25 protein-coding genes are annotated in these 26,042 nt (G+C 61.9%); 16 read left to right on the top strand and 9 right to left on the bottom strand.

Annotated elements, in window-relative coordinates; translation table 11 throughout:
* Positions 1 to 93: 93 nt before the first annotated feature.
* Positions 94 to 366 carry a hypothetical protein gene (locus ACK3R5_RS08025; protein ID WP_411963545.1) on the bottom strand — a complete coding sequence of 91 codons (273 nt, stop codon included), beginning with the start codon at positions 364 to 366 and terminating at the stop codon, positions 94 to 96.
* A 190-nt stretch (positions 367 to 556) separates the two neighbouring features.
* Here ACK3R5_RS08025 and dph2 point away from each other — a divergent pair, with 190 nt between their 5' ends.
* The 3 genes from dph2 (at position 557) to ACK3R5_RS08010 (ending at position 3,944) form a co-directional block, all read left to right on the top strand.
* Entirely contained in the window at positions 557 to 1,591 is a 1,035-nt protein-coding gene (gene dph2 / locus ACK3R5_RS08020; protein ID WP_411963544.1) for a diphthamide biosynthesis enzyme Dph2, read from the top strand.
* Between the two features lie 130 nt (positions 1,592 to 1,721).
* The gene (locus ACK3R5_RS08015; protein ID WP_411968620.1) at positions 1,722 to 2,285 is read left to right on the top strand and encodes a hypothetical protein; all 564 of its coding nucleotides are present in this window, start codon (positions 1,722 to 1,724) and stop codon (positions 2,283 to 2,285) included.
* A gap of 81 nt (positions 2,286 to 2,366) precedes the next feature.
* Complete coding sequence (locus tag ACK3R5_RS08010) at positions 2,367 to 3,944, top strand: hypothetical protein (protein WP_411968619.1); 1,578 nt, start codon at positions 2,367 to 2,369, stop codon at positions 3,942 to 3,944.
* Between the two features lie 44 nt (positions 3,945 to 3,988).
* On the opposite strand, the gene ACK3R5_RS08005 is transcribed toward ACK3R5_RS08010, so the two are convergent.
* Positions 3,989 to 4,438 carry a TIGR00725 family protein gene (locus tag ACK3R5_RS08005; protein WP_411968618.1) on the bottom strand — a complete coding sequence of 150 codons (450 nt, stop codon included), beginning with the start codon at positions 4,436 to 4,438 and terminating at the stop codon, positions 3,989 to 3,991.
* A 443-nt stretch (positions 4,439 to 4,881) separates the two neighbouring features.
* Between ACK3R5_RS08005 and ACK3R5_RS08000 the strand changes: the two genes are divergently transcribed.
* The 3 genes from ACK3R5_RS08000 (at position 4,882) to ACK3R5_RS07990 (ending at position 8,836) form a co-directional block, all read left to right on the top strand.
* Positions 4,882 to 5,715 carry an MBL fold metallo-hydrolase gene (locus tag ACK3R5_RS08000; RefSeq protein ID WP_411963540.1) on the top strand — a complete coding sequence of 278 codons (834 nt, stop codon included), beginning with the start codon at positions 4,882 to 4,884 and terminating at the stop codon, positions 5,713 to 5,715.
* Between the two features lie 130 nt (positions 5,716 to 5,845).
* Positions 5,846 to 7,837, top strand: coding sequence for a hypothetical protein (locus ACK3R5_RS07995; protein WP_411968617.1), 1,992 nt, complete (start codon positions 5,846 to 5,848; stop codon positions 7,835 to 7,837).
* Between the two features lie 102 nt (positions 7,838 to 7,939).
* A complete protein-coding gene (locus tag ACK3R5_RS07990; protein WP_411968616.1) occupies positions 7,940 to 8,836 on the top strand; it encodes a hypothetical protein in 897 nt (298 codons plus the stop codon).
* A 2-nt stretch (positions 8,837 to 8,838) separates the two neighbouring features.
* Here the strand turns inward: ACK3R5_RS07990 and ACK3R5_RS07985 are convergent, their stop codons facing one another.
* The 4 genes from ACK3R5_RS07985 to ACK3R5_RS07970 all read right to left on the bottom strand — a co-directional run bounded on the left by ACK3R5_RS07985 (position 8,839) and on the right by ACK3R5_RS07970 (position 13,586).
* On the bottom strand, positions 8,839 to 9,765 hold the full coding sequence (locus ACK3R5_RS07985) for a hypothetical protein (protein ID WP_411968615.1): 927 nt from the start codon (positions 9,763 to 9,765) through the stop codon (positions 8,839 to 8,841).
* A gap of 181 nt (positions 9,766 to 9,946) precedes the next feature.
* Positions 9,947 to 10,996 carry a tyrosine-type recombinase/integrase gene (locus ACK3R5_RS07980; protein WP_411968614.1) on the bottom strand — a complete coding sequence of 350 codons (1,050 nt, stop codon included), beginning with the start codon at positions 10,994 to 10,996 and terminating at the stop codon, positions 9,947 to 9,949.
* Positions 10,986 to 11,432, bottom strand: a complete 447-nt coding sequence (locus tag ACK3R5_RS07975; RefSeq protein ID WP_411968613.1) for a DUF5805 domain-containing protein — start codon at positions 11,430 to 11,432, stop codon at positions 10,986 to 10,988. The genes ACK3R5_RS07980 and ACK3R5_RS07975 overlap by 11 nt, the downstream gene beginning before the upstream one ends.
* A 1,446-nt stretch (positions 11,433 to 12,878) precedes the next feature.
* Positions 12,879 to 13,586 carry an SOS response-associated peptidase gene (locus ACK3R5_RS07970; protein WP_411968612.1) on the bottom strand — a complete coding sequence of 236 codons (708 nt, stop codon included), beginning with the start codon at positions 13,584 to 13,586 and terminating at the stop codon, positions 12,879 to 12,881.
* Positions 13,587 to 13,672: 86 nt separating this feature from the next.
* On the opposite strand from ACK3R5_RS07970, the gene ACK3R5_RS07965 reads away from it, so the two are divergent.
* The 4 genes from ACK3R5_RS07965 (at position 13,673) to ACK3R5_RS07950 (ending at position 16,794) form a co-directional block, all read left to right on the top strand.
* The gene (locus ACK3R5_RS07965) at positions 13,673 to 14,428 is read left to right on the top strand and encodes a ribonuclease H-like domain-containing protein (protein ID WP_411968611.1); all 756 of its coding nucleotides are present in this window, start codon (positions 13,673 to 13,675) and stop codon (positions 14,426 to 14,428) included.
* Positions 14,429 to 14,495: 67 nt separating this feature from the next.
* Positions 14,496 to 14,819 carry a hypothetical protein gene (locus tag ACK3R5_RS07960; protein ID WP_411968610.1) on the top strand — a complete coding sequence of 108 codons (324 nt, stop codon included), beginning with the start codon at positions 14,496 to 14,498 and terminating at the stop codon, positions 14,817 to 14,819.
* A 57-nt stretch (positions 14,820 to 14,876) separates the two neighbouring features.
* Positions 14,877 to 15,563 (top strand): dolichyl-phosphate hexose transferase, encoded by a 687-nt coding sequence (locus ACK3R5_RS07955; protein WP_411968609.1) that lies wholly within the window; start codon positions 14,877 to 14,879, stop codon positions 15,561 to 15,563.
* 85 nt (positions 15,564 to 15,648) lie between these two features.
* A complete protein-coding gene (locus ACK3R5_RS07950) occupies positions 15,649 to 16,794 on the top strand; it encodes a DUF3179 domain-containing protein (protein ID WP_411968608.1) in 1,146 nt (381 codons plus the stop codon).
* A gap of 73 nt (positions 16,795 to 16,867) precedes the next feature.
* Here ACK3R5_RS07950 and ACK3R5_RS07945 read toward each other — a convergent pair whose 3' ends face one another.
* The gene (locus ACK3R5_RS07945; RefSeq protein WP_411963529.1) at positions 16,868 to 17,071 is read right to left on the bottom strand and encodes a DUF5800 family protein; all 204 of its coding nucleotides are present in this window, start codon (positions 17,069 to 17,071) and stop codon (positions 16,868 to 16,870) included.
* Between the two features lie 122 nt (positions 17,072 to 17,193).
* Here ACK3R5_RS07945 and ACK3R5_RS07940 point away from each other — a divergent pair, with 122 nt between their 5' ends.
* The 6 genes from ACK3R5_RS07940 to ACK3R5_RS07915 all read left to right on the top strand — a co-directional run bounded on the left by ACK3R5_RS07940 (position 17,194) and on the right by ACK3R5_RS07915 (position 22,870).
* A complete protein-coding gene (locus tag ACK3R5_RS07940; RefSeq protein WP_411963528.1) occupies positions 17,194 to 18,045 on the top strand; it encodes a polymer-forming cytoskeletal protein in 852 nt (283 codons plus the stop codon).
* 81 nt (positions 18,046 to 18,126) lie between these two features.
* Positions 18,127 to 18,990 (top strand): DUF4349 domain-containing protein, encoded by an 864-nt coding sequence (locus ACK3R5_RS07935; RefSeq protein WP_411968607.1) that lies wholly within the window; start codon positions 18,127 to 18,129, stop codon positions 18,988 to 18,990.
* 74 nt (positions 18,991 to 19,064) lie between these two features.
* Positions 19,065 to 20,240 (top strand): redox-regulated ATPase YchF, encoded by a 1,176-nt coding sequence (locus ACK3R5_RS07930; protein WP_411963526.1) that lies wholly within the window; start codon positions 19,065 to 19,067, stop codon positions 20,238 to 20,240.
* A 305-nt stretch (positions 20,241 to 20,545) separates the two neighbouring features.
* Positions 20,546 to 21,544 (top strand): CapA family protein, encoded by a 999-nt coding sequence (locus ACK3R5_RS07925; protein WP_411968606.1) that lies wholly within the window; start codon positions 20,546 to 20,548, stop codon positions 21,542 to 21,544.
* Between the two features lie 63 nt (positions 21,545 to 21,607).
* On the top strand, positions 21,608 to 22,021 hold the full coding sequence (locus ACK3R5_RS07920; protein ID WP_411968605.1) for a DUF5367 family protein: 414 nt from the start codon (positions 21,608 to 21,610) through the stop codon (positions 22,019 to 22,021).
* Between the two features lie 81 nt (positions 22,022 to 22,102).
* A complete protein-coding gene (locus ACK3R5_RS07915) occupies positions 22,103 to 22,870 on the top strand; it encodes a TrkA C-terminal domain-containing protein (protein WP_411968604.1) in 768 nt (255 codons plus the stop codon).
* A gap of 123 nt (positions 22,871 to 22,993) precedes the next feature.
* Here the strand turns inward: ACK3R5_RS07915 and ACK3R5_RS07910 are convergent, their stop codons facing one another.
* Positions 22,994 to 24,559 carry a Na+/H+ antiporter NhaC family protein gene (locus tag ACK3R5_RS07910; RefSeq protein ID WP_411968603.1) on the bottom strand — a complete coding sequence of 522 codons (1,566 nt, stop codon included), beginning with the start codon at positions 24,557 to 24,559 and terminating at the stop codon, positions 22,994 to 22,996.
* Between the two features lie 129 nt (positions 24,560 to 24,688).
* A complete protein-coding gene (locus ACK3R5_RS07905) occupies positions 24,689 to 25,810 on the bottom strand; it encodes a pyridoxal phosphate-dependent aminotransferase (RefSeq protein WP_411963521.1) in 1,122 nt (373 codons plus the stop codon).
* Positions 25,811 to 26,042 lie beyond the last annotated feature (232 nt).

The following is a 26,042-nucleotide window of genomic DNA, read 5'->3' as shown; positions in this document are numbered from 1 at the left end:
CTAGGCTACCTGAGTTCTTGAAACCCCGAGTGACGGCAGGGTAACCGGGCCGAGAAATGAAGTCGGACGGGTCGGGTCGTCGGTGGACTCCGCTCAGTCGTCTCGTCGGCGGACACCGAGCGTCGCACCGCACCCCTTGCACATCCAGAGGTCGTTCGACTGTCGTCCCACCATGACCGAACGTGAGTCGACCGACGTGATTTCGTGTACCGACTCACCACGCTCCACATCGTCGGCACCCTTGATTGGCCTCCCGCAGGCCGGACATTCGGTCAGTTCGTGGTCACCTGCCTCGTGGACGTGTTCTTCGTGGGTGTGGCCTTCGTGCGTGTGCTCTTCGTCGTGTTGATTGGTGTCGCTCGACATGGTTCACGTACGACACCAACCAAGTAATCGCCTCTGGGGTGTGGTCCGGCGGGCGCACGACTGCGTTCGGTGACCCGGTCGGTTGCAGTTTGGTCGCCGACGTTTGGTCGAGATTGGGGTGTGCGGGTGTGTGACGGCCGTTCGTGGGGAAGCGCCGGCGTTATACCGCTTCGTCGGTTAGGGAGGTCCAATGAGTCAGGACGCCTCCTCAGAGGGAGACCTTCGGAACACCGGGATGTCGCTCAAACACGACCGGGAGTGGGACTACGAACTCGAACGAATCATCGACGCCATCGAAGAGCGCGACGCCAAACGTGTCGGTCTGCAGTTCCCCGAAGGCCTGAAGCGCCGTGGCCCGGCAGTCGCAGACGACCTGCGTCAGCTCTGTGACGACGACGTGACGTTCTTGCTCTCGGGGCAACCGTGCTACGGCGCGTGTGACCTCGACACCTACCTCATGCGCCGGACCGACGTGTTCGTCCACTTCGGTCACTCGCCGATGAAGGAGTCTGACAAGATTATCTACGTCCCGCTGTTCTCCAACGTCGACCCCTTCCCCATCATGGAGGACGCACTCGACGAAATCGAGGGCGACGAAGTCGGCCTCGTCACCACCGCCCAGCACATGAACCGCTTCGACGACATGTGCGATTGGCTCGAAGAGCGCGGGTACACCGTCCAGACCCGGAAGGGTGACGACCGACTCACCTACGAAGGGCAGGTGCTCGGATGCAACTACGCCTCTGCGGACATCCCCGCAGACGACGTGCTCTACGTCGGTGGCGGGAAGTTCCATCCCCTCGGCCTCGCCATGGAACACCCCGACAAGAACGTCGTCATCGCCGACCCCGTAAACAACGTCGTCACCCTCGCGGACACGCGCAAGTTCATGAAACAGCGCTACGCGTCGGTCCACAAGGCGATGGACGCCGAGAAGTGGGGCGTCATCTTCTGTACGAAGATTGGACAGGGTCGCATGGAAATCGCCGAGAAGATTCTCGAAGACAACCCGAACGCCTATCTCATCACCATGGACGAAGTGACGCCGGACCGCCTGCGCAACTTCGACATGGACGCGTTCGTCAATACGGGGTGTCCGCGTATCACCACCGACGACGGACCGCGCTTCCACAAGCCGATGCTCACGCCGCAGGAGTACCGCATCGCCGTCGGCGACGAACCCCTCGACTCGCTCGAGTTCGACACCTTCCACGGCACCTGGTAACCGAGTCAGACGCCGACGCTCGTTCCCGGGCGTCCACTCCTGTCACCGACTTTCTCCGACGCTTCGAACCTTCTCTCCGTGACACCTGTCATTCAGAAAACCTTTGGGCCTGCCACGTCCACGCCGTACCATGGTATCCCCGCGAAGACCACTCTTTGCGACGCTCGGCCTCCTCTGCGTACTCGCGTTTGCGGGCGTCGCATCGGCACAGAACGTCGACACCGCACGCCAACTGTCGCCCGCCCTCCGCGCATCCGTCGGTTTCGTCGTGGACGTCGTCGTCGGTGGAATCCTCGTCGCCGCCCTTCCGTCCTACACGAGAGACGCACTCGACAGAATCTGGCGAAAGCCCGGCGAGTCCTTCCTCTGGGGCCTCCTCGTCGGTATCGGTGGTCTCATCGCTCTCGTCGTCCTCGCACTCACCGTCATCGGCCTCCTCGTCGCCATCCCGGGGTTCTTCGCGTTCATCCTCCTCGCCGTCGTGGGTGGCGCGCTTGCGACGGTGTTCATCGGCCACTCTCTCGTCGGCCGATTCGGCAGTGGGTCACCGCCACTCGGTGTCTCTCTCGTCGTCGGTGCACTCGTCGCCGCGGTTCTGTCCGTCGTCCCCCTCGTCGGTGGTCTGGTCCTGTTCGTCGTGGACACCCTCGGACTCGGTATCCTCGGAAAGGACCTCTACGAGACAGTCTCCTGATAGCTCGCTGTCCGAGAATATCAACACGTTGTCTCTTTCCACCATAACATTCAGGGTAGCGGTGACGAATCACTCAGAGAGATGCCGACGACCCACCTCTCCGTCCTCGGACTCGACGTTCAGCGGGTCGTCACCCCGCTCGAAACCGGCGACGTCGACGCCGGCCGGGTACGTCTGGTTCGTGACGAGGCTGACCCCGAGCAGGGCCGCGACCCGGAAGACTGCACCGCAGGCCAGATGCGGACGCGTGCACGCGTCGCCCGCACCGTCTCCGAGACGCTCGCTTCCCGTCTCGGCGCCGCTCCCGACGAGGCCCGACTCCCGTTCGACGGGCCGTTTGCGGACCTCTACGCCGCGACGACCGACCTCTTGCGTGAGTCGGTCGCCGACGGTTCCGTCGTGGTGAACCTCAGCAGTGCGCCACCGCAGGTCGCCGCGGCGTTCTACGCGGCCCGAACGGCACTCGTCGAAACCGGTGTGGCCGACCACGACGCGATTTCGCTCGTCACCGTTCCGGCGGACGACCGACTCGATTTGACCGCCGTCTCCGACCTCCGAGCGACCGTCTCGGCAGTCGAGCGGACGGCGTCTGCGCTGGACGGGTTCGACGAGGTAGCGAACACGTCGGCGGCGTCGGCCGTCGCTCGTCCTCTTCGAATCGCCCTCTCGGACCTCCGAGACGCACTGGCAGACGCGAGTGGAGACACCCGGCGGTCACGCCGCCGGCCCGCGTACGCACCCGAGTCGAAAGGCGACACGGCGTTCGGCGCGATGTCCGAGTACGTCGGCCGTGCCCGCGAGCAACTCGCCGATATCGTCGAGGGTGACCAACCAACTCCTGACCTGTCCGACACGCGCGACCCGAACGCTGTCCTCGATGGCATCGACGCGTGGCTCGACGCCGAGACAGCGCTCCTCACGCCCGTCGGAGACGACCCACGAGAACTGCTCGAACGCTTCCGCGAGAGCTGTGAAGCGCGATTCGGAAAGTTCGAAGACGACGCGACGATTGCACTGTTCGAGTCCATCGGCCGGTTCGAGGAGCACCTCGACGCGTATCTCGACGCCCGAGCGGAACTCTCAGAGGCCTACGCCCCGCTCACCGAGCGAATGGCGGAACTGACAGAGGAAGCAGACGAAGCGTCGACTCACCTCCACGAACTCCGCGAGTCTGGCGTCGCTCGTGGTGAGACGTCGCTCTCGCTCGATGGCCACTCGCTCTCACCGCTCGGTGACCTCGAAGCGATTACCCTCCACGTGCTGACGACGGGCCCGCCACGCTCGCGTCCGCGAACACAGAGGGCGGCCACCGCCCAACTCCGTGAGCGCGCAGAACATCACGGTATCGTCGCGGGCGCGCGGGACGAAGACACGTGGTCGGAGTTCGAGGCGTTCTGTGTCGATATCGCGCGAAACGGTGTGGAGGGCGACGCCTTCGAGAAACGACTCTCGAACGCGCTTCGCCCGCGTCTCGACGTCGCCGTCGAATCGTTACTGGCCGACGGGTACGTTCAGATTCGACGGCGTGAGACGGGACGTGACGCACTCGAACCGACCGACTCCGCACGGTTGTGGTCGAAGACGACGGACTGGGACGAGTTCAGAGAAACCGTCGTCGACGACGTCCTCCGCGACTGCGTCGAACGAGAACTCGACTGACTTCGGTCCGCCGTCGGCGGTTCTGCTTCGCACTCCTCGTCGCATCACACCTCTTCTTCGATGTATTTGATGGCCTCCTCGGGTGTCTTACACGCCTGAAACCGTTCGATAGAGCCGACGCCGTGCGTGCGAATCCCTGCGATTGGCCGGTCGAAGACGTCGCCGAAGCCGATTTCTGAGAGTGTCCCGCCCGCGCCGTCGATAGCGACGACTGCGTCACCGTTCATGACGACGAGCGCGTTTCTGGCGTGTCCGAGTCCCGTCGCGATGCTCGTATCGACGTAGTCGTTCGCTTCGCTCGGGTCTTCGCCCGGCAAGATGCCGATTGTCTCCCCACTGGCGGCTTTCGCTCCTCGGCAGGCAGCTTCCATGACGCCGCCGAGTCCACCACAGACGAGGGTGTGTCCGCGCTGAGCGAGATGTCGCCCGACGTCTTCTGCGATGGTTTCGACCGGTTCGGGGACGACACTTCCACCGACGACGCTTACGCGCATGGTCGGTGTTCTCCACACTGGTCGTGCTGTGGGACGGCCTCTTTACTCTCGTTCGTCATGTAGACTCGCACCCGTTCGGAGGACAAAAAAGCGGGGACGACTCGGCTGATTGGACCGAAACGACGGGCAAAATCGTGTTACCACCCGTCGGGGAGGAACTCATCGTCGTCGAACGGGGAGACCGGTTCCCACGAACTGCACGCGCGCATCGTCCGGGTCATAGACAAGAAATCTGCCGTTTTCTTGTGAGTGGTTAGCATGACAAAGAGTGACGTGAGCCAGTTGTAAATATCTTCTCTCAGGCATATCCTAATATCCTCCATACGTGGTTGTACTCTATCGAGACGTATGTATCGCGGTCTGTGGTCGCGTCGGAATTGGGACGATTCGCTCGGACAACCGAGAGCGCAACGCTTAGCCTCCCGGCGAGAAGAGTCGTGGATATGACGCGCAGTGATTGGAGTGACTGGCTTCCGCGGGCAGTCGAAGCGGCCGACCCAGAGACGGTCGCAATCTGGTATCTCGGTTGTAACGGATTCGTACTCAAGGGAAGTGAGGGGACGACGGTGTTCATCGACCCCTACGTTGGAATCGGTTCTCCACCGCGGACGGTTCGGATGATTCCCGTGCCGTTCGACCCCGAAGACGTGACCGAGGCCGACGCAATCCTCGCGACCCACGAACACACAGACCACGTCCACGGACCGAGTCAGGCACCCATCCTCGAAAACACGGGTGCGACGTTCGTCGCCCCCGACGACTCGATTTCGGTCGCCTACGACGACGAGGCGTGGTTCGACGACTACGACCTCTCGGACGACCAGTTCGAGGAAATCTCGGAGGGTGATACTATCGAAATCGGCGAGTTCACGGTCCACGTCGAACCCGCGTACGACCCCGACGCGACACATCCCGTGTCGTACGTCTTCGAACACGAGTCGGGAACGTTCTTCCACGGCGGCGACACCAAACCGGCCGAGGAGTTCACCGACATCGGCGAGCGCTACGATATCGACCTTGGTATCCTCGCGTTCGGAACCGTCGGCAACATCGCCGACAAACAGACGGGCGAACCCGTCCGGACGAAGTGGTACAACGACGAGAACCAGATTATCGAGGCCGCGAGCGACCTGAATCTGGACCGTCTGCTCCCCTCGCACTGGGACATGTGGAAGGGCATGACGTCCGACCCGAAGGTGCTCCACCACCACGCCAAGAGTTTCGCCGCACCGCAGTCCCTCGAACTCGTCGAGATTGGGGACCGGGTCGACCTGTAACTCCGACCTGCGGGGAATCCGTCACACTCGCCGAGTATCACGAAACGAAAAACTCCGAATCGATAGCCCGCGTCGGGGTTGGGTCGGACTCCCCGGTTGTTTTATAATGTCTGTGGCGGAAAGGGGCGCTATGAGCCACGAGCCCGAAGAGATACTCTCTGTCTCCGATGGTGAGGTCACTGTGGAAAAGACCTTCGCCGCGGACGAATTCCCCGTCCCGGCGATAAAGTTCGTCATCTCGTCGACGCTGGACGAACCGACGCGTGTCCGCGTTATCGACCGCATCCCCGAGTCGTTCTCGATGGAGAGCGTCGGGTTCCACCCCGACTACGACAGCGAGAACTGGACCGCCTACAAGGACCACCGCGTCGAGTACGAACGAACGCTCGAAGCCGACGACGAAGTCGTCACTGTCTACGGAATTCGCCTGACTGGCGGCCACGAACAAACCGACTTCCTCGAAGAACCGACACTCGAACGCATCCCGGTCGACGGTGGTATCGACCCGGAGGATATCGACGACATCCTCGGCGAAGACCGAAGTCAACTCGTTCGAGACGTTCTCGCGGGGAAGCGAGAACCGGCCCGAGACGACGAGGCGGACGCCGACGCCAACGATGGGCCCGAACTCGGCGACATCCCCTCTGACGAGGACCTTGCGGCCGCCTTCGAGAGCAACGAGACGGACGAATCGGACGACGTGGCCGGTGCTGACGAGACGGAAGACACTGACGAACCGGACGCTGTGACGGCAGAAGACGCCGACGACGAGGAAGCAGTCGCACTCGGTGCCGCCGACACCGACGACGTCAGCGAACCGACGGACGACGCCATCATTCTGGACGACGACGAGGACGACGAGGTAGCCGACGACACCGACGTGGGTGCCGGCGAGGACGAGGCGGACGCAGACGAGGCGACTGCCGCGGTGGCCGTCGACGCCGACGAATCCGTCTCGGAACCCGTGGACACCGACACCGAAGCCGACGAGGCAGACGCCGACGTCGATGCCACTGTCGACACCGCCGATGTCGACGCCGACGAGTCCACCGTCGGCGCTGCAGCAGACGTCGATGAGGACGTGGCAGAGCCTGTTTCGGCCGAAGAAGAGACATCGGAACCCGATGCGAGCGACGTAGACGCGGCCGAGTCTGCCAGTCAGTCGGCGGAGAGCGCCTCCGCGCCGGGCGCTGTCGAGGCAGAGGGTGGTCTCGTCGCCGCGCTCGCGGCAGAGATTCGGACCGGCGAGGCCGACGACGACGATATCGCCGTCGTCAGTGAAGCGGTGGAAGTCGAGACGCGACGGACGACTGACCTCCGCATCCGACGCCTCCAGTCGCAGATGGAGGACCTCGCGGCGTACTCCGACGCTCTCGCCGAGTTCATCGACGAAGAGGGGACGGGTGAGGAACTCATCGCCGAGTTCCGTGGGCAGATGGACGACTTCCGTGCGGACATCGAAGCGCTCGACACGATGGTCGACGACGCAGTCGAATCGGTAGACGACACCGCGTCGCGACTCGACGCCGCAGAAGAGACGATAGCCGCCGTCGACGACCGCAGCGAATCTGTCGAGTCGCAGGTTTCGGCCGTCGACGAACGCGTGGACGACCACGCAGACCGTCTCGACGACCACGAACGCAGAATCGACACCGCCAGCCGAAACATCGACGCAGGTTCCGACCGCCTCGACTCGGTCGAAGAGACGCTCTCCGAGCGCGCGGACGAACTCGGCGCGATTCAGGAGGACGTCGACCGGGTCGCCGACCGTCTCGACGAGACGACCGGTCGCCTCGAAGACGTCGAAGGCGTCGCCGAAGACACCCAACAGACGGCGTCGAATCTTCACGAGGAAATCGGAGAGATTCGAGAGGATATCGCGTCGCTGGACGCCGACATCGTCGAAACCCAGGACTCCCTCGACTCCCGACTCTCGGACGTCCAGGACCGTCTCGACGCCCTCTCGGAGGTCGAACGAGAGATTTCGTCGATTCAGGAGGACGTCGACGACCTGAACGAGTCAGTCGACGAAGTCGAAGAGTTCCGTGAACGCCTCGCCGGAGCGTTCGGAAGCGGATTCGGTGGCGGTGCGGGCGGAGACGGCGGCGACGGCGAAGAGTAGTCGTTCGGTTCCGAACCGGGTCGTTTTCTCTCCAGCTATTCTCTCTCAGAGACGTTTTCCCGAAGCGCAACCTGTTTAGCGGGCCACCACGACCATCCGATGATGACAGAGACGGTGCGCGTCGCCGTTCCGCGGAAGGGTCGCCCCCTCGAAGCGGTGCTCGAACGGTTCGCCACGACCGATAGCATCGCCGAGGTGGCAGACGAAATCATCTCGACCCTCAGGTTCGAGAAATCGGTCACGAAGGGCCATACCCATCCGGAACGCGACGTGTACGAACGACTCGCAGATTACAGCGACCTCTCGGACGACACGTCGCCCGAGTACACGCTCTTGCGCGACGACCGTGAGGGGATGCCACGACGCATCGTCTTCGACAGCGTCGTCTTCGAAACCGACGGCGTCGACATCCATCTCGTCGGCCGTGAGGAACCGTTTCGTGCCCTTCGAACGCACGAATTCGGCCTCGGGTTCGACAGTGCGGACCTCGTCCTCGAAGAGGTTGTCACGCTCGAACCCGACGGCCTCGGCAGTATCGACGACGTGAACGCGCGTATCGACCCGATGGACACCGACGTTCGCGTCGTCTCGGGACTCGGCGATACGGTCTATCACACGCTCATGGCCGACCCCGAGATTCTCCCGCCCGGGTCGGACCTCGACCGGGACTTCGTCGCCGACTACGCAGGTGACCTCTGTATCTCACCCCGGTACGAGCGTCTCGTCGAGGCCGTCCTCGGGACGCGGTGTCTCGACGACGTGACGTTCGCGTACCCCGACAACGGGCCGGAAGAAGAGGCCGCTATCGCAGAGACGGGTCTCGGTGTCTATCTCACGATGACCGGTTCGACCGCCCGCGAACACGGCCTCGTCCTCGGTGAACACCTCTTCCCGAGCGAGACGGTGTTGATGGAGAACGTCGCGGAGGCGACTGACGCCGCCGAGACGGTCAAGCAGCTAATCGCGACGCCCGACCTAGAGACCGAACTGAAGGTCTAACGTCACCGCTCGGACTGTTCTTCGCCACAGGCCATCAGCGTCGAGAGCGTCGTCGCCTGCAATCCACCGGAGTCGTTCAATGCAACGACTGTCGTCACGTTGTTACAGTCGAAACTCGACGGTTCGACAGTGACCGCCTCGGACGCTTCGCTCTCGATTCTGCCGACACGAGCGACGAAGGTCCGTCGTTCGGTCAGGTTCACGTCTACCCGCGCGCCCGATTCTACCCGGAACACACTCCCGAACGCGACTGCTCCCGTGTCGGTTTCGAGGCTGATGTCGACTTCCTCGGCCGATTCGGTCGGGTTCGAAATCGAGAGTGTTCGTGGCTTCGTTTGCTCGTCAGGTAGCGACCCGTCTCCAACCGAAACCGAAAGCGGTTCGTCTGCTGTGACGGCCGGCGACGAACACGCCATCCGTGTCGCCGCGCCACTGACCGAAATACTCCCGTCGTCGGGCGAAAGCGTCGTCCACGACTGATTACAGTCGAAGTCGGTGGGGGTGACGAGTTCCGTCGTCGTCGCGTCCGTCTCGACGTCGGTCACAGTCACCTCGTAGTCGGCGGGGAGGAAGAGAGGGACAGAAACCTCGGCGTCGGGGTGTATCTCGTACGTTTCGAGGTGTCCAGTTCGGAGGGCAGTTGACACGTCGACGCGGACAGTCCACGGTGCAGACTCGGGGTTGGTCAGACGGACGTGGTGTGGTTTCACACCCATCTCGTCGCTTTCGAGGCCGTCGCCTACGACGACTGTGAGTTGCTCGCCCGACTCGACGGCGACTGCGTCGACTGGTTCGGATGTTGGTTCCGGTGTCGGGTCCGGCGTTGAGTCGTCGTCTCCGCCCGTGTCGCCGTTCGCGCTTGCGGTACATCCAGCGAGTGCTGCCGCGAGACCAGTACCGGTCACGGCGAGGAAGGCACGTCGTTGCACAGTTTCCCCGAGGGAAGGGGTGGCCTTCCCCCTATGTATAACGCAAAGACGGCTTTGAGAACACACGGTAGCGAGGCTCACGGGGAGGGTTACCACCAAGCCGGCTATGGGGCCGAGTGTCCCTAATTGTATATCGCGACATACGATTTATCAGTCGCGTCCCAGACAGCGGATTCACCACTCAGAGGAGTGAATAGATGTTCGATTCGTACGTCTCACGCACTCTATCCCCCCAATTGTGGGTGTAGGTGTCGATGATGTCGCCGGCGACGTCCCCACGGAGGTACTTGACGATACCTCGGTCCCCGGTCCGGTCGCGGAGGTGGGTCGTAAAGAAGTGCCTGAAGTAGTGGGGTGTGACGTTCTCTTCTCGGTCACCACCCCTGCGGTACCACCCGGTATCGGCGGCGTGAGAGGTTACGATGTGGTGGACGGCGTCGGGAGTGAGTCGCTTCCCCCATCCAGATGCGGTTCCGACGAAGAGCGGTTCGGCAGTGGAGGCTGTATCCGGGCGAATCGCAAGCCAACGCAGGAGGACAGTCTCCAACTCGTCGTCGACGGGGACGACAGTCGAGCGTTTTCGTTTATTCGACGCCGTTCGCGTCTCCCCGTTTTCGACCGTACCGACACTCGGCGTCGACGAGACGTAGAGAGACGCCCCTCGGCCATCGAGGGCGGCACGAGTCGAGACACCCTCTATCGGTGTCTCCTCCGAGAGCGACACGTCGCGTAAGTCGAGGTTACAGAGTTCGCCGACACGCATTCCCGTCTTGAGGAGTGTCACGACGAGTGCGTGTTCTAGTGGATGGCGAATGTCGTGGACGAACTCCCGCATCTGCGGTATCGATATCTCCCGTCGCGCCGGGTTCGTATCGACGCGTTCGTCCATCTCTTCCATCACGAGACTCATCGGATTCGACTCGAAGACGCCGACTTGGGCCATATACGCGTAGAACCGGTGGAGGTAGGAGGCGTACGTCGCGATGGTGCTGGACGCGACGGCGCGGTTTCTGAGCGTGTGAATCCACGCCATACAGTCGCGATGGCTGGCCGCTTCGACAGATTTGGCAGTTCCCGTGGGGTTTCGAGACGGGTCGCCGAGGAACGCTTCGAACTCCCGGAGCACGCGTTCGTACGCCGTCTTCGTCCGGTCTGTCTTCCCGTGGTAAGTCATATCTTGGAGGAAATAGCCGACTGGGTCCTCCACGTCTGCCGGTCGCTCAGCGGCCATCGTCCTCCGCCAAGGTGTAGCCACCATGTCGTCCACTGTACACGACTCGCCCCGACGACTGGAGGTCCTGGAGTGCCGATTCGAGGCGGTCTTCGATGTCGTCTGTCAGCGCCGAAACCAGGTCGTCCCACGAACGGTGTGAATCGGCCTCCAGTGTATCGATAATTCGCGGCTGGAGACCAGCGTTATTTTCACCACTTTCTGTCTGATTCGAACCGCCGTTCTGGAGCCCCGTCTTCACCCCGACGACCCCAGGGGTTGTGGTCGCTTCGTCGCCTCTCTCGGGGACCTCGAAATTTGCACGTCCAGCCTGTACCATGGTTCTGACAAATTCGCTCTGGCTCATGTCGAGGCGGTCGGCGTGGTCCTTCCAAATCTCCTTCTGGTGGGCCGGAACGTAGGTGAGAACTGTCGCCCGGTCGCCCTCGTCGCTCATGGACGGGTCGACACGGGGGCCGATATTCAATTTACCGGCACTATCACGAATAAGGGAACTTATCTGAAATTGTACTATTGGATTTCTGGCGAATATGCAGTCATATCTGGAATAGTGCCGCCCCAAATTCGGTAGTCTGATAGCAGTATTCGGGATAAGAATATTCGCTCGTATCGGTCGATTTCAGGCGTCTCGCGCCGAACTGTGAGTGCAGTAAAATTGTGTTCTCGAGCAAACATCAGGATGTGTCCGTCACCATCTCATAATTGGAATGAATCTCAATTTCTGGATGGTGGTCTTCCTTACGTTTACCCTTGGAGTTAGTGTACGAAGATGTCCATTCGCGGCCTTCGTTATTCCATCCTAGAACGTTCTGAATGATTATATGAATGGAGATGTTGGTTCTGGCACACCGATTTTGACATGTCGATTTACTCCGCGAACGTCGGGCTCCAGTCACAGAGACGATTGTTGTTGTATCAACTCCATATTGGTTCGTAACAAATATGGTCGAATTACGATATTATTCCGGCAAAACTACTTCTGAATTATTGTGTGCTGATTTCGAACTCTATCGAACGTAATTAACCTGCGGAACCCCAGTTGTATTCATCCTGAAATTGGCGAATATTAGGTGGGTCAGAAATAGTGTGCCGGCGGCGGATGTTGTCCAGGTAGTACAAATTCGACACCCTCTTTCCAGTGATTCAGGAGTTGGGATGTGGGGTCACATTCCGAGACAGAGGCCACCTGGCGAGTGGCCGGGTCGGATTCCAGAGTGTGGACCCTCTGGCCTGCGAGAGGGTGTCGACGGCTTGGACTCACGCGCCGCTATGGAGTCGCTGAGACGCCCGCTGAAGCGTTTCTCTGCATTCTCTGCGCTCCGTGTCGAATGTGCCGCGCTGGCCTTCGTGGCGATGGCAGCGCACGATTTCGTGGTGGTCCCAATGGACACGTCGAACTCGCCAGTCGATGAACTCGGCGAGCGTCTTCGTCGAGTGGTGGTCGAACGTGCTCCCCGGTTCTCCCGGGTTCGACCCCCGGAGTCAGGCGTTCAGATTGGGTCTCTCCGATACAGCAGATTCTGGCACCGTTCGATTCGTGGTGAACCTGCCCGGACGGACGCCAGTCCGAACGATGTGCCGTCGACGGCCTGTGCTCGAACGATGTATTTTCTCTACTCGGTGGACAAACGGCTCATTTGACCGGGGTGAACACCTGAGAGTACAGATTCGGATTGTTCGACGGCGAACTCGTATATTGCATGTCGCTATACCCAATCGGTCTACACGAGTTCGGCACAAATGATGTTGAATTGTCATTCCTCACGGCATCTTCGGGTGGTGGTCGTGTCAGCGGAGTTGCCGATACTCCTCTCGAAGAAACCCGCTCTGTGCCTATCGTGCTCCGTAGAATAGACCGGTTCAGGAATCGACTACTCCGAACTCACACCTCGACGCGCTCTATCAAGTCGGGTGCGTCGTTCGCGGGGCTATTCACTCGCGTCGAAATCGGGTAGGCCGTCAGTTCGTCGTCGGGGTACGAGTCGAGCACCGTCGCTGCCTCGTCGGGGTCACCGTGGAGCCACGTCGCTTCGTCTTCGGGAGCGAGAATCACGGCCATTCGGTCGTGTAACTCCGAGATGAGGTCGTTCGGGTCGGTGGTGACGATGGTGAACGTCTCCAGTGGTTCTTGCTCGCGAGAGGGGCCATCACTGCCGAACTCCCCGAGTCCGGTCTGTTTCGTCTGTGGTTTCCATCGTTCCCAGAGGCCGGCCATCGCGAACGGTCTGTCGTCCTCGAAGGCGACGCGATACGGTTGTTTCGACCCGTGTTCGGTCTTGGCCCATTCGTAGAACCCGTCGGCGGGGACGAGACACCGACGCGACTCGTAGGCGTCTGCGAAACTTCGTTTTCGGTCGACTGTCTCCGCACGGGCGTTGATTCGTTTGTTTCCGACCTTCGGGTCGTCTGCCCACGAGGGGACGAGACCCCACTTCAGGAAGCGAAACTCGTCAGGTGCGTCGTTCGTGACGACAGGGAGTTCCTGCCCGGGTGCACAGTTGTACCGCGCCTCCAGCGGGCGGGTCGGTTCCGCGCCGAACCGCTCTCTGAGGTCTTCAGTGGACGTAAAGAGCGAATAGCGACCACACATAGAGACGGTCTAGGGCCTGAGTGAGTAAAATGTCCCCGGCGGTCCGACGACGCTTTTAGGGTGACGCCACTCCCCCGATATGGTATATGCGAATCGAGAACAGTTTCATTCCCGTCCATGGGGTGGGTGAGCGGACGGAGCGAAATCTCTGGAAGTCGGGGGTCACACACTGGGACGAGTTCGACGACACGCTCGTCGGTGCCAAGACGGCCGACAGAATCGACTCGTACATCGCAGAGGCGAGTGAACACCTCGACGACGGCAACTCGCGGTTCTTCGACGACTCGTTTCCCTCGGGCGAACGCTGGCGTCTCTACGAGAACTTCCGCGACGAGACGTGCTTTTTCGACATCGAGACGACCGGTCTCTCTGCCGAACGCGACGCAGTCACCACCGTCTCGTTCTATCAGGACGACGAGACGACGACGCTCGTCCGAGGCGACGACCTGACTGCCGACGCGATTTCCGAGCAGTTCGCCGATGCGAAACTCGTCGCCACGTTCAACGGTGCGCGATTCGACGTGCCGTTCCTCGAGACGTCGTTCGACGTCGACATCGACGTGCCGCACGTCGACTTGATGTATCCGTGCCGGACGCTCGACCTGACCGGCGGCCTGAAACAGATAGAGAAAGACGTCGGCATCGACCGGGACAGACCGGACATCTCGGGTCGCGACGCTGTCCGCCTCTGGCGTGAGTACGAACGCGGCGACGACGACGCCCTCCAGACGCTCGTCTCGTACAACCGAGAAGACACGGTCAACCTCCAACGACTCATGGAGACGGTCACCGGTCGCCTGCACGAACGGGCCTGTGACGGACTCGACACGACGTTCGCCTGATTCGTCTCCGTCGCTCGCTCGACTTCGAAACACCGCCTTTTTGCTCTCCGGGCGTTTCCCGGCGCACATGACTGAGGAGTCCGACGCCGGGGACGAAGACACCCCGACCGACGTAGAGGGTGAAGAATCGCCTGCCGAGGCAGAGGTAGTGACGGACAACGAGGCCGCACGGGCCGCCGACGGAGGCACAGACGACGACAACGAGGACGGAAATGGCGACGAGACGGTTCCGCACGTCGAACTCGGCCTCTACGAACTGTCGGTGCGCGTCAGCGGCCAGTCAGACGACGAACTCGAAGACGTCGAGAAGTCTGCGACCCGTCTGATGGAGTTCCTCATCGACCAGGCGAAGCAACTCGAAGACCAACCCGACACGCGCGGCCTGAGTTGAAACCGCTGTTTTTGGCAAACCTAAAAATTCAAGTCGGGGAACGGGCAATCACGTCCAATGAGCACCTACACGTTCGACGACGTCGCCGTGGTGATGGGGACGTACAACGAAGAACAGGCAATCGGTTCGGTTCTGGCCGATATCGACCGCATCACCGACGGACGCGCAGAAGTCGTCTGCGTCGATGGGTCCGACGACAGGACGCCACAGATTGCTCGGAAGATGGGCGCGCGGGTCATCGAACAGGAACCCCAAGGATACGGTGTGGCCGTCGAGGCGGCGGTTCTCGCTCCTGACCGGCCGGTCATCGTCACGACTGACTGTGACGACACGTACCCGATGGAGTATCTCCCGAAATTCCTGGACCTCATCAACGACGGCTACGACGTCGTCTCGGGTGACCGAATCACGAAGGGCGCGGAGACGATGCCCCGACTCAACCGCCTCGGGAACGTCGCGTTCGCCCGTCTCGCGAGTTTCCTCATGGGTGCGACGGTTCACGACACGACGACTGGCATGCGAGCGTACAGACGTGAACTCCTCCACGACATCGACTGGACCGAAAACACCGGCCTCTCGGCGGAGCTCCTCATCCGTCCCGCGATGCGCGGGTACAAGATTGCCGAAGTCCCGATTCCGTACCGCGAACGCGCCGGCGAGACGAAACTCGACCCCTTCGCCGGTGGCGCGGCCATCGCCAAATCCATCGTGAAAGTTTCGCTCGAAGAACGCCTCAGTCTCTGAATCCCCGTTCGGTCGTCGTCGCCGGTCGTGCGGGACGTCACCAGACCGCACGTCGTTCATACATCGGTCGGACGAAACAACGAGTATGAACCGTCGTCGTTTCCTCGCTGCGCTCGGTATCACGTCCGCACTCGCGGGATGTCTCGGTGACGACCCGCCTGTCGCAGGCGACGGTGACGGGTCCGAACCTGTCGAGACGACTACTACGGGGGCCAGGGGTGGGTCACAACCGACCAGTGCTGGCGGATTCGACCTTCCGATACCCGAAGACGAACTCCGTCGAGGCGCTCCCAAAGACGCCATTCCGGCTATCACGGCCCCCGTCTACTCGGACGACTGGTCCGGGTTCGACGAGGTGAACGTCGAACTCGAAGACTCCTTCGAGGTGGTCGGCGTCGAACTCGACGGTATCGCACGGGCCTACCCGCTCGCCATCCTGAACTGGCACGAAATCGTCAACGACACCTTCGACGGGCGTCCCGTCGTCGTCACGTACTGTCCCCTCTGTGGAAGCGCCGTCGTCGCCGACAGACTCGTCCAGGGAGAACCGACGTACTTCGGCGTCTCGGGATTCCTGTGGATGTCCGACCTCGTGATGTACGACGACCGGACGAATTCCCTGTGGAGTCAGGTGCTCGCCACCGCTATCCGTGGTGAACTCACCGGCGATACGCTGTCGCTCCTCCCGGCGACGATTACGACGTGGGGTGAGTGGAAGGCGTCGCACCCCGACACCGGAGTGCTCGTTCCACCGCCCGTCTCGGGAACGATTCGCGGACGACAGACCCGTCGATACGAGGTGAATCCCTACACGAGCTACCAGCAGTCCCGTCAGATTGGTATCTTCAACGACGAGGCTGACGACCGTATGCACCCCAAAACGTCCGTCGTCGGGGTCACCGCCGACGGCGTCGCGCGCGCGTATCCATTCGACAGCGTATCGAGCGCTGGCGTCGTCAACGACGACGTCGGAACGCTCCCCGTCGTCGTCGCGGCGACGGCGGACGGCACGCTCGCGGCCTACGTCCGCAGAGTCGACGGGAACACCGTCGAATTCGAGCGTGATGGTGACGTCCTCGTCGCCGAAGGCTCACAGTGGGATATCGTCACCGGGCGGGCAATAGACGGCCCCCACGAAGGCACCGTCCTGACCCGTGCGAACGACCGCTCGCCGATGTTCTGGTTCGCGTGGGCCGATTTCAACCCGGGGACGGAGATATACGGGGAATAGAATCCCACGCAGGGACGGAGTCAGTTGAGCGACGAGGAGAACAGTACTGGAAGGAGTCGATTCGGCGACTCGGTTACGCCGAGTTGAGGATGTCGCGGACGCGACGCGGTTCGCCGGAGAGTGCGGGTTGCTTTTCGACGATTTTCAGCACCTCGTGGTCGGTTACGTCGGGGTAGGATTTCCCGATGGCCTCCTCGATGAGTTCCTTTTCGAGACGGAACTCCGTCCCTTCGTAGACCACGTCGACACCATCGTCGTCGAAGGAGAGAATCGTCATATCACCCCATCTTCCCTGCACGTATTTAAACGCACGTTGTCGGCGGCGATACCGCCTGACCGCTATCCGTCAGACGTGTGTCTTGCGGACCGTTTATTATGGCCGGCGTGTTGGTACGGACCGTGTCACTGGGTACGGACCCGCTCGAAGCGCTCGAAATTCCGGACGAGACGACCGTCGAGGAACACGACCTCGTCACCGCCGGCGACGTCGTCGTCGGTGGGCAAAGCACCATCGAGTTCGGTGTTCGCGGCCGAAACGTCCTGGCCGGCGAACGCGTCACCTTCGGCGGCGACATCGAGGCGGAAGGCGACTGCCGACTGGATATGTTGGACGACGTCGCCGGAAACGTCCTCGTCGGCGAGGACGCCTATCTCGGCGAACGCGTTCACATCGCGGGCCGTCTCATGGTCTCTGGCGACCTCGATATCGGTGACGACGTCGATATCGAAGAGGGGTTCGAGGCCAACGGCTGGATCGTCATCCGCAACCCGGTCCCGACGCTCGTCTTCTACTTCATCGTCCTCTCGCAACTGCTCAGACTGGGTGAAGACGAGGCGGCGGGCGAACTCGCCGAGACGTTACAGGGCGAGTCCCCGAACGACCCCCTCGTCATCCCGCGGAACGCCACTGTCTCCGACGACGCGTGGCGCGTCTCGACGCCGGCGACGATTGGGTCGTCGTGTCGAATCCACGGAAATATCCGCGCGAAGTCTATCGACCTCGACGAAGACAACAACGTCTTCGGCAGTCTCCGCGCCCGCAACGATATCGTCGTCGGCGCAGGCACTCGAATCCACGGCGACGTCACGACCCGAAACGGCGAAGTCGTCATCGAAGAGGGCGCACGCGTCCTCGGTGACGTCTCCTGTAAGGACCTCTTGCTCGAAGAGGGCGCACTCGTCGACGGGACGATGCGCGCCCGTGGCGAGATGCGTATCCACCGCGAGAACATCTCGCGAAGCGCCGAGTGAGTGGGTGAGTGAGCGCGCGATAAGAACAATCATTCTTTGAGTCTACCCAATGTTTACCCCACCTCCTAGTGACTGACGTGTATGGACAAGCGATTGAGACTTCTTGCGGTCGCTCTGCTCGTCGTCCTCGCCGGATGTACTGGCGGTGCTTCTATGGGTGGCGGTGACGGTGGGGGCGAGAGTGTCAGCATGTCTGCAGACGTAACGAGCGGTGAAGAAGTCGAACAGGCAGGTGGCGACGAGTTACCACAGGTTCAGCAACGAGCCATCATCAAAAACGGCCGTCTCGTCCTGACCGTCGAGGAGTTCAACACCTCACGTGACGAGGTAGAGGCGACTGCCGAGTCCTACGGTGGGTACGTGAGTGACTCGAACGAGCGCGTCGTTCGACAGAGTGGCGGTACCTACCGCGCTGGCGAACTCGTCGTTCGCGTTCCCTCCGAGAATTTCTCCGCGTTCGTCTCCGAGACGAAGACGCTCGGAGAAGTCGAACACGTCGATACGAGTTCCGAAGACGTGACCGACCAGTTGGTCGATATCGAGGCTCGGCTGAGCAACCTCCGAGCACAGCGTGACCGTCTCCGCGAACTCTACGAGGATGCGAACACGACCCAGGACGTCCTCGCCGTCGAACGACGCCTCACCGAGGTGCAGACTGAAATCGAACGACTCGAAGCGCGGCAAGCGTCGCTCGAAGAGCGTGCTGCACTCTCGACGGTTCGCGTCTCACTCTCTGAACGACCACCCGGTCCGGCGCAGTGGTACGACACGCCCGTCCTCGAAGCGTTCTCCGAGTCGGTCAACGGGGTATTCGTCACGCTTCGGGCAGTCGTCGTCGCCCTCGCGTACGCTCTCCCGTACGTCGTCGTCTTCGGCGGCCTGTTGGCACTCTTCGGCGGTGGCGTGTTCGTCGCCGGGCGTGCGGCGCTGAATCGGATGTCGTAGCGGCGTCTCGCCCGCCGCCGATTTCGCTCCCGTCACGGCGAGCGTTTTTCCGCCTCCACGACGTTCGTCCACGCATGCTCTCGCTTGCGCTTGCCGGGAAACCGAACGCCGGCAAATCCACGTTCTACACTGCCTCGACGCTCGCCGAGGTCGACGTTGCGAACTATCCCTTTACGACTATCGACGCGAACCGCGGCGTCACCCACGCACGTGCTCGCTGTCCCTGTCTCGACCGCGACGAACGCTGTGGCAACTGTGAAGACGGAATCAGATACGTCTCGGTCGAACTCGTCGACGTCGCGGGCCTCGTCCCCGGTGCGCACGAGGGACGAGGACTCGGCAACCAGTTCCTCGACGAACTCACGAACGCTGACGTCATCGTCAACGTCGTCGACGCCTCCGGCGGGACGAACGCGGAGGGTGAACCAGTCGAAGTCGGGACGTTCGACCCCGTCGAAGAGGTCGATTTCATCGAAGAAGAACTCGAACAGTGGCTGGCGGGTATCGTCGAGCGCAACTGGGAGACGGTCGTCAGGAAGTCCCGGTCACCCGATTTCGACATCGACGACGCCCTCGCGGACCTCCTGACCGGCGTCGGGGCCAGCGAGTACGACATCCAGGCCGTCCTCCGCGAACTCGACTACTCGCCGAACCCTCGCGAGTGGACCGACGAGGACCGACTCCTCCTCGCGGGTGCGATTCGACAGCGGACGAAACCCATCGTCCTCGTCGCCAACAAGATAGACATCGCACCCGAAGAGAACCTCGAACGACTCGCCGCGACTGGGAAACCCGTCATCCCGGCCACCGCCGACGGCGAACTCGCCCTCCGACGCGCACGGGAGGCGGGACTCGTCGACTACCACCCTGGTGACGAAGACTTCGAACTCGTCGGTGACGTAAGCGGCCCCCAACAGAAGGGACTCGAACAGATTCGCGACCTGATGGGCGACCACGGCGGAACCGGCATCCAGAACGCAATCGACACCGCAGTCTACGACGTCCTCGACCACATCACGGTCTACCCGGTCCAAAACGAGTCGAAGTGGACCGACGGGACGGGGAACGTCCTCCCCGACGCGTTCTTGCTCCCGCGAGGGTCGACGCCCCGTGACCTCGCGTACGCAGTGCACTCCGACATCGGCGACGGCTATCTCCACGCCGTCGACGCCCGGTCGAAACGCCGCATCGCAGAAGACCACGAACTCAGCGAAGGCGACGTCATCAAAATCGTCTCGACTGCCAAATAACTGACAGCAGAGCGCCGTTCTCTTCACTTTCGTGTTGTGTTCTACCACGTGACAGTGCGTCGTCTCTCCGACTTATAAACTGAATATCGCAATACAGAATTGGGTCACTGTCGGCCAGAACGAGTGCGACGGTTAGCACAGGAGTACAGGAGAGACACTCGGTTCTCCGCTACCGAGTGGCTTCGGACGACTGTCGGGTGATTCGTATCAGAATCTGTGACAAGGGTTGACAGTACGTGGCCACCTATCGTACGATATGATGTGGTGGTTCGCTCCTCCAAACGGGACCGGATGGGGTGGTTCCGATGACTGAGACGGTCACACTCGGGTTCACGGGCGACGTGATGTTCGGCAGACTCGTGAACCAGCGGCAGGAACACCGCCCGCCGCACGCGGTGTGGGGGTCGATGCGAGAGACGCTCTCGGACCTCGATGGTCTCTTCGTCAACCTCGAATGCTGTCTCTCGACGCGCGGCCAACCGTGGGGAGTGACGCATCACCCGTTTCACTTCCGTGCTGACCCCGGGTGGGCGATTCCAGCACTGCAGGACGTCGGCGTCACGTGGGTGACGCTCGCCAACAATCACGTCCTCGACTACGGTGACGACGCACTCTCCGACACGTTCTCGGCGCTCGAAACGGCAGCAATCCCGTACGCGGGTGCTGGTCGAACCGAAGAGGACGCGTGGCAACCGAGTCGCGTGACCGTCGGCGGACTCGATATCGCTCTCGTCGCCTTCACCGACAACACGCCGGAGTTCGCCGCCGCCGACCAACCCGGGACGGCGTACGTCGCTATCGACCCGGAAGACGAGTCGTGTCTCGAACGCGTCGGGAACGCGCTCGACGCGGCCACTCGCGACGACCCCGACCTCGTCGTCGCCTCGGTCCACTGGGGACCGAACATGCGGGAGTTCCCGCCACCGTCGTTTCGGGCGTTCGGGCACTGGTTGGTCGACCACGGCGTCGACATCGTCCACGGCCACAGTGCACACGTCTTTCAGGGCGTCGAAGTGTACGACGGTTCGCTCGTCCTCTACGACACGGGTGACTTCGTGGACGATTACGCGGTGGATTCGGTGTTGCGAAACGACCGAAGCTTCCTCTTCGAAGTCGAGGTGTCGACGGCGGGCACCGTCGAACGACTTCGGTTACGACCGACAGAAATCGCCGACTACGCGGTCCATCACGCGTTCGCGTCAGTCGCGTCGTGGTGTCGAGAGACCATGCGCGAGCGTTCCGCACGGTTCGACACGACGTTCGACGTCGAAGACGAGACGCTCGTCGTTCGCGTCTCGGAGTAACCTCGTCTGGATACCACCTTCGGAGCGAGAACGCTGATACCAGTTGTCCGCGTATGACTGTGTATGGCAACTGGCTCACAGGTCTTCGTGCGGTCACGGCTCTCCAGGTCGGAGACGCGCGTTCTTCTCGGAGTCGGACTCGCAATCGCCCTCCTCGCAGGACTCGTCTTCCGTATCGTCGGCCATCTCGTGTTGGACCCGGCGAACCCATTGGTCGTCGGGGTGATATTCGTCCTCACCGTTCCCCTGATGTGGGGACTCGCAGTCGGTGTCTTTCGTTGGCGAGGTATCGAGGGGGTCGAACGGCGCGAAGGCGCAGTCCTCCTCGTCGTCCCCGGGATGCTAGTCGACGCATTCTCGACGGCGCTGTTCTCTGTCGTCTACCCGAACATGAGTCTCGCTGCTGCTGGTCTCTTCGGTGGCCTCTTACTCTTGGCCTACGCGACGGTGTTGGTCGCCGGGTTCTTCTCTCGATAAGACCAGTGTAAAATTACGCGACTGCGTAGTGAAACAGGCTGGAACGGAAAGCATGTTTTACCCCGGGGTGATTCACGACGTATGGACTATCGTCTTGACGAGATAGACCGGTTGATTCTCCACGCTCTGATGAGCGACGCCCGCGGCACCTCCGCACCGATGATTGCAGAGGAGGTGAGCGTCTCTCCGGGAACGATTCGCAACCGCATCCGCCAACTCGAAGACAACGGTATCATCACCGGGTATCACGCCAGCGTCGACTTCGAACAGACCGGTCACCGGTTCACCAACCTCTTCATCTGCACTGCACCCGTCCCCGAGCGAGAGCGCCTCGCGACGCTCGTCCGAGAGATTTCGGGCGTCGTCAACGTCCGTGAACTCCTCTCGGGACGGGGGAACCTCCACGTGCTCACCGTGGGGAGCGATATGAACGACGTGACGCGAATCGGCCGTGAACTGTCGAATCTCGGCCTCGAAATCGAAGACGAGAACCTCGTTCGCCGCGAGTCGTTCGAACCGTACGGTCCCTTCGGCCCGAACGAACGCCCCGGAATCGACGCTCTCGCGGACGTCGTGACGCTGACCGGCGGGTCGGAAGTCGTCGGCCTCGTCGTCGCCGAAGACGCGCCAATCGTCGGCAAGACTCTCGGCGAAGTCGGTGACGACGAACTCCTCGACGACGACGTGCTCGTCGTCTCTATCGAACGTGACGACGAGGTGCTCACACCCCGGGGTGGGACGACGATTCGGCCGGACGACGTCGTCACACTGCTCTCACGACGCGGGGTCTGTGAACGGACGATGCAGCTCTTTTCTTCGTCAGACGGCGGCGAAGCGGCCCAAAATTGACGGCCGAGCACCGCCGGCGAGACGGCCGAGAACCGCAGGTAGGGCGCTCGGCAAGGTAGCGACGGCAGTCTGTACTCACCAGTCGAAACGAGAAGACCGGACGACCCGACGTCGGGTGACCGGTTAGTCGTCGGACGACGTGCCGAACGCCGTCGGGACAGTCGTCTCTGCGTGTTGCGAGAGGTAGTACGCGACGGCGAAGAGGGCGACGACGCCACCCGCGAGGAGTGGAATCGCACCGATACCGTACCCACTCGCGAGGAACAACACCGTCGCGATGGACCCGGCCAGCACGGCGTACGGAATCTGCGTGTTCACGTGGTCGACGTGGTCGGACCCGGCGAACATCGACGACAGCACCGTCGTGTCGCTGATGGGCGAACAGTGGTCACCGAACAGCGACCCCGTGAGAATCGCGCCGATTGCGCCGGGCAGCGGAGCGCCGAGGTTGAACGCGAGGGGCACTGCGACGGGGAACATGATACCCATCGTCCCCCACGAGGTGCCGATGGAGAACGAGATGATGGCCGCCGCGAGGAAGACGATGGCCGGGAGGAGTTCCGGCGTGATGATGCCTTCTGCGATGCTGACGACGTACGGACCGACGCCGAGTGCCTCACTGACCGAACCGATGGTCCACGCCAGCGAGAGGACGGCGACGGGGAACATGACCATCTTGAACCCCTCGAAGATGGAGTCGCTGACGTCTTCGAGTTCGACGCGTGCGTGCCCGACGAGGATGGCGAGCAACAGCGCACACGCCGAGAAGACGCCCCAGAGGATGGCGTCCGCCGTGGCCGCGCCCTTCAGCGCCTCGACGGGTGCCTCCGAGGGCCATCCACCGGAGTAGAGCAGTCCGAATCCGGTGACGAAGACAAGTGAGACGATTGGTGCGGCGAAGTACCACCAGCGCGAATCGACGTGGTCCGGCGTGACGATATCTTCCTCACGCGTCTCGATGAGGGGGTCCGCGTCGTCGCCGAGGACCTTTCCTTCCTCTTTGGCACGGCGCTCGGCACGTTGCATCGGGCCGAAGTTCCACCCCATCCCGACGAGGATGAAGACGAGCACCACCGCCAACAGACTGTAGAAGCGGAAGGGGATGCTCTGGAGGAACACGACGAACGCGCTCTGGTCGATTCCCAGTGCCGTGAACTGCTCTTTGATGAGGCCGACTTCGAATCCGACCCACGTCGAGACGACGGCGACACTCACCACGGGTGACGTGGTGGAGTCGAGAATGTACGCGAGTTTCTCACGACTGATGTCGAACTTGTCGGTAATCGGCCGCATGACCGACCCCGTAATCATCGTACTCGCGTAGGAGTCGACGAAGATGAGCATCCCGAGGATGCTCGTCCCGAGTTCCGCCTGTTTTCGGGTCTTGATGCGAGCGATGATGCGCTGTGCGAGCGCGTTCATCCCACCCGAGAGGAATATCATCCCGAGCATCGCCCCCGAGAGGAACGTAAACAGGAGGAGTTTGCTGTTGAACGACGCCGTGACGTTGTCGATGACCAACTGGAGTGAGTGGGCAACCCCACCGACCGGGTTCCACCCGACCAAGATGGTCGCACCAATCCAAATTCCGGTGAACAGTGACAAGAGCACCTGCCTGCTCACGAGGGTCAGCACGATGGCGAAGAGTGCTGGAAGCAGGCTAATCGCTCCATAGGTCTCTGCGGGCATGACAAACGTTTCGTCACACATTCGGGAATTTAACAGTTTTCACTCACCATCGAAAGAATAAGACGAACGAAATGTGGTTAGTTGCCGTAGTTCGGGCCCGGAATCAGCGGGTTATCTCGTGAGTCTGTTTCAGACGACGGCGTCGTACGCCTCGCCCATAATCTCGATTGCCTCGCGAAGCGACTCGGTGTCTGTCGCGTACGAGAGGCGGGCGTATCCCGCACCGTTCTCACCGAACGCGTCGCCGGGGACGATGATGACCCCACGCTCGATACACTCGTCGACGAACCCCTCGGGAACTTCGGGCATCGCGTAGAACGCCCCCTTCGGTGTGGGCACGTGGAGGCCGATATCTTCGAGGCCACTCACGACCAGGTCACGGCGTTCGCGGAACGTCTCGGTCATCTCGTCGATGCGGTCCTGTGGCCCGGTCAGTGCTGCTTCGGCGGCGAACTGGGCCGGTGCGGAGGCACAGGCCTGCACGTACTGGTGGACGCGAACCATCCGTTCGACTCGGCGAGACGACCCGTAGACCCACCCGAGACGCCACCCAGTCATCGAGAAGAGTTTCGACGCCGAGTTGACGACGACGACGTTGTCCGTCTCGGCGAACTCTATCGGTGAGCGGTGTTCGCCGTCGAAGACGGTGTACTCGTACACTTCGTCGGAGATACAGAGCACGTCGTGTTCGTCGGCGATGCGGGCGAACTCCTCGATATCTTCCGGCGGGGAGACGGCCCCAGTCGGGTTGCCGGGACTGTTCACGACGAACGCCGCGGTGTCGTCGGTGATGGCGTCTTCGACGGCGGCGGGGTCGAGTGTCAGGTCGTCGCGGAGGGGGACGGGAACCGGGTCGCCGCCGGCGAGTTTCGTCAGTGCGTCGTACGAGACGAATCCGGGGTCGGGGATGATGACCTCGTCGCCGTCGTTCACGTGGGCCTCGATGGCGATGTGGAGCGCTTCACTCCCGCCCGCGGTTGCGATGACGTCGTCTGGGTCGAGGTCGATTCCCTGGTCACGCTGGTGCTTCGCCGCGATTGCTTCGCGGAGGCCGAGGAAGCCTTTGTTCTCGGTGTACCCGTCTGCGGCACCTGACTCGATGGCGTCGATGGCCGCCTGCCGGGCGTGGCCGGGTGCCGGGAAGTCCGGTTGCCCCAACCCGAGGTTGATGGCGTCTTCGCCCGCCGCCTCGAACACTTTGCGAATGCCACTGATGGAGATTTGCTCCACCCGGTCGGAGAAGTGTGTCATATCCTACTCGCCGTCGGCATTCGGGATAGTTCTTCCCACGCACGACCGGGCGAGACTCGTCACTCCAGTAACGGGAAGCCCGAAGGAACCGGCAATCGACTCCGTTATCTGTGAGCGGTACAATTCTCGAATTCTTCGAATTCGTGGGTGCTGAGTGGTCCGTACCCACTCTGTGGCGGTATCTCGTGTGACCCACGACGCGTCCATCATTACCTCGTGCGTGGCCCGAATA

This window comes from Haloferax sp. YSSS75 (assembly GCF_046764215.1).
In the GTDB taxonomy this organism is placed as follows: domain Archaea; phylum Halobacteriota; class Halobacteria; order Halobacteriales; family Haloferacaceae; genus Haloferax.
This window is presented reverse-complemented; position numbering and strand designations above follow the sequence as displayed.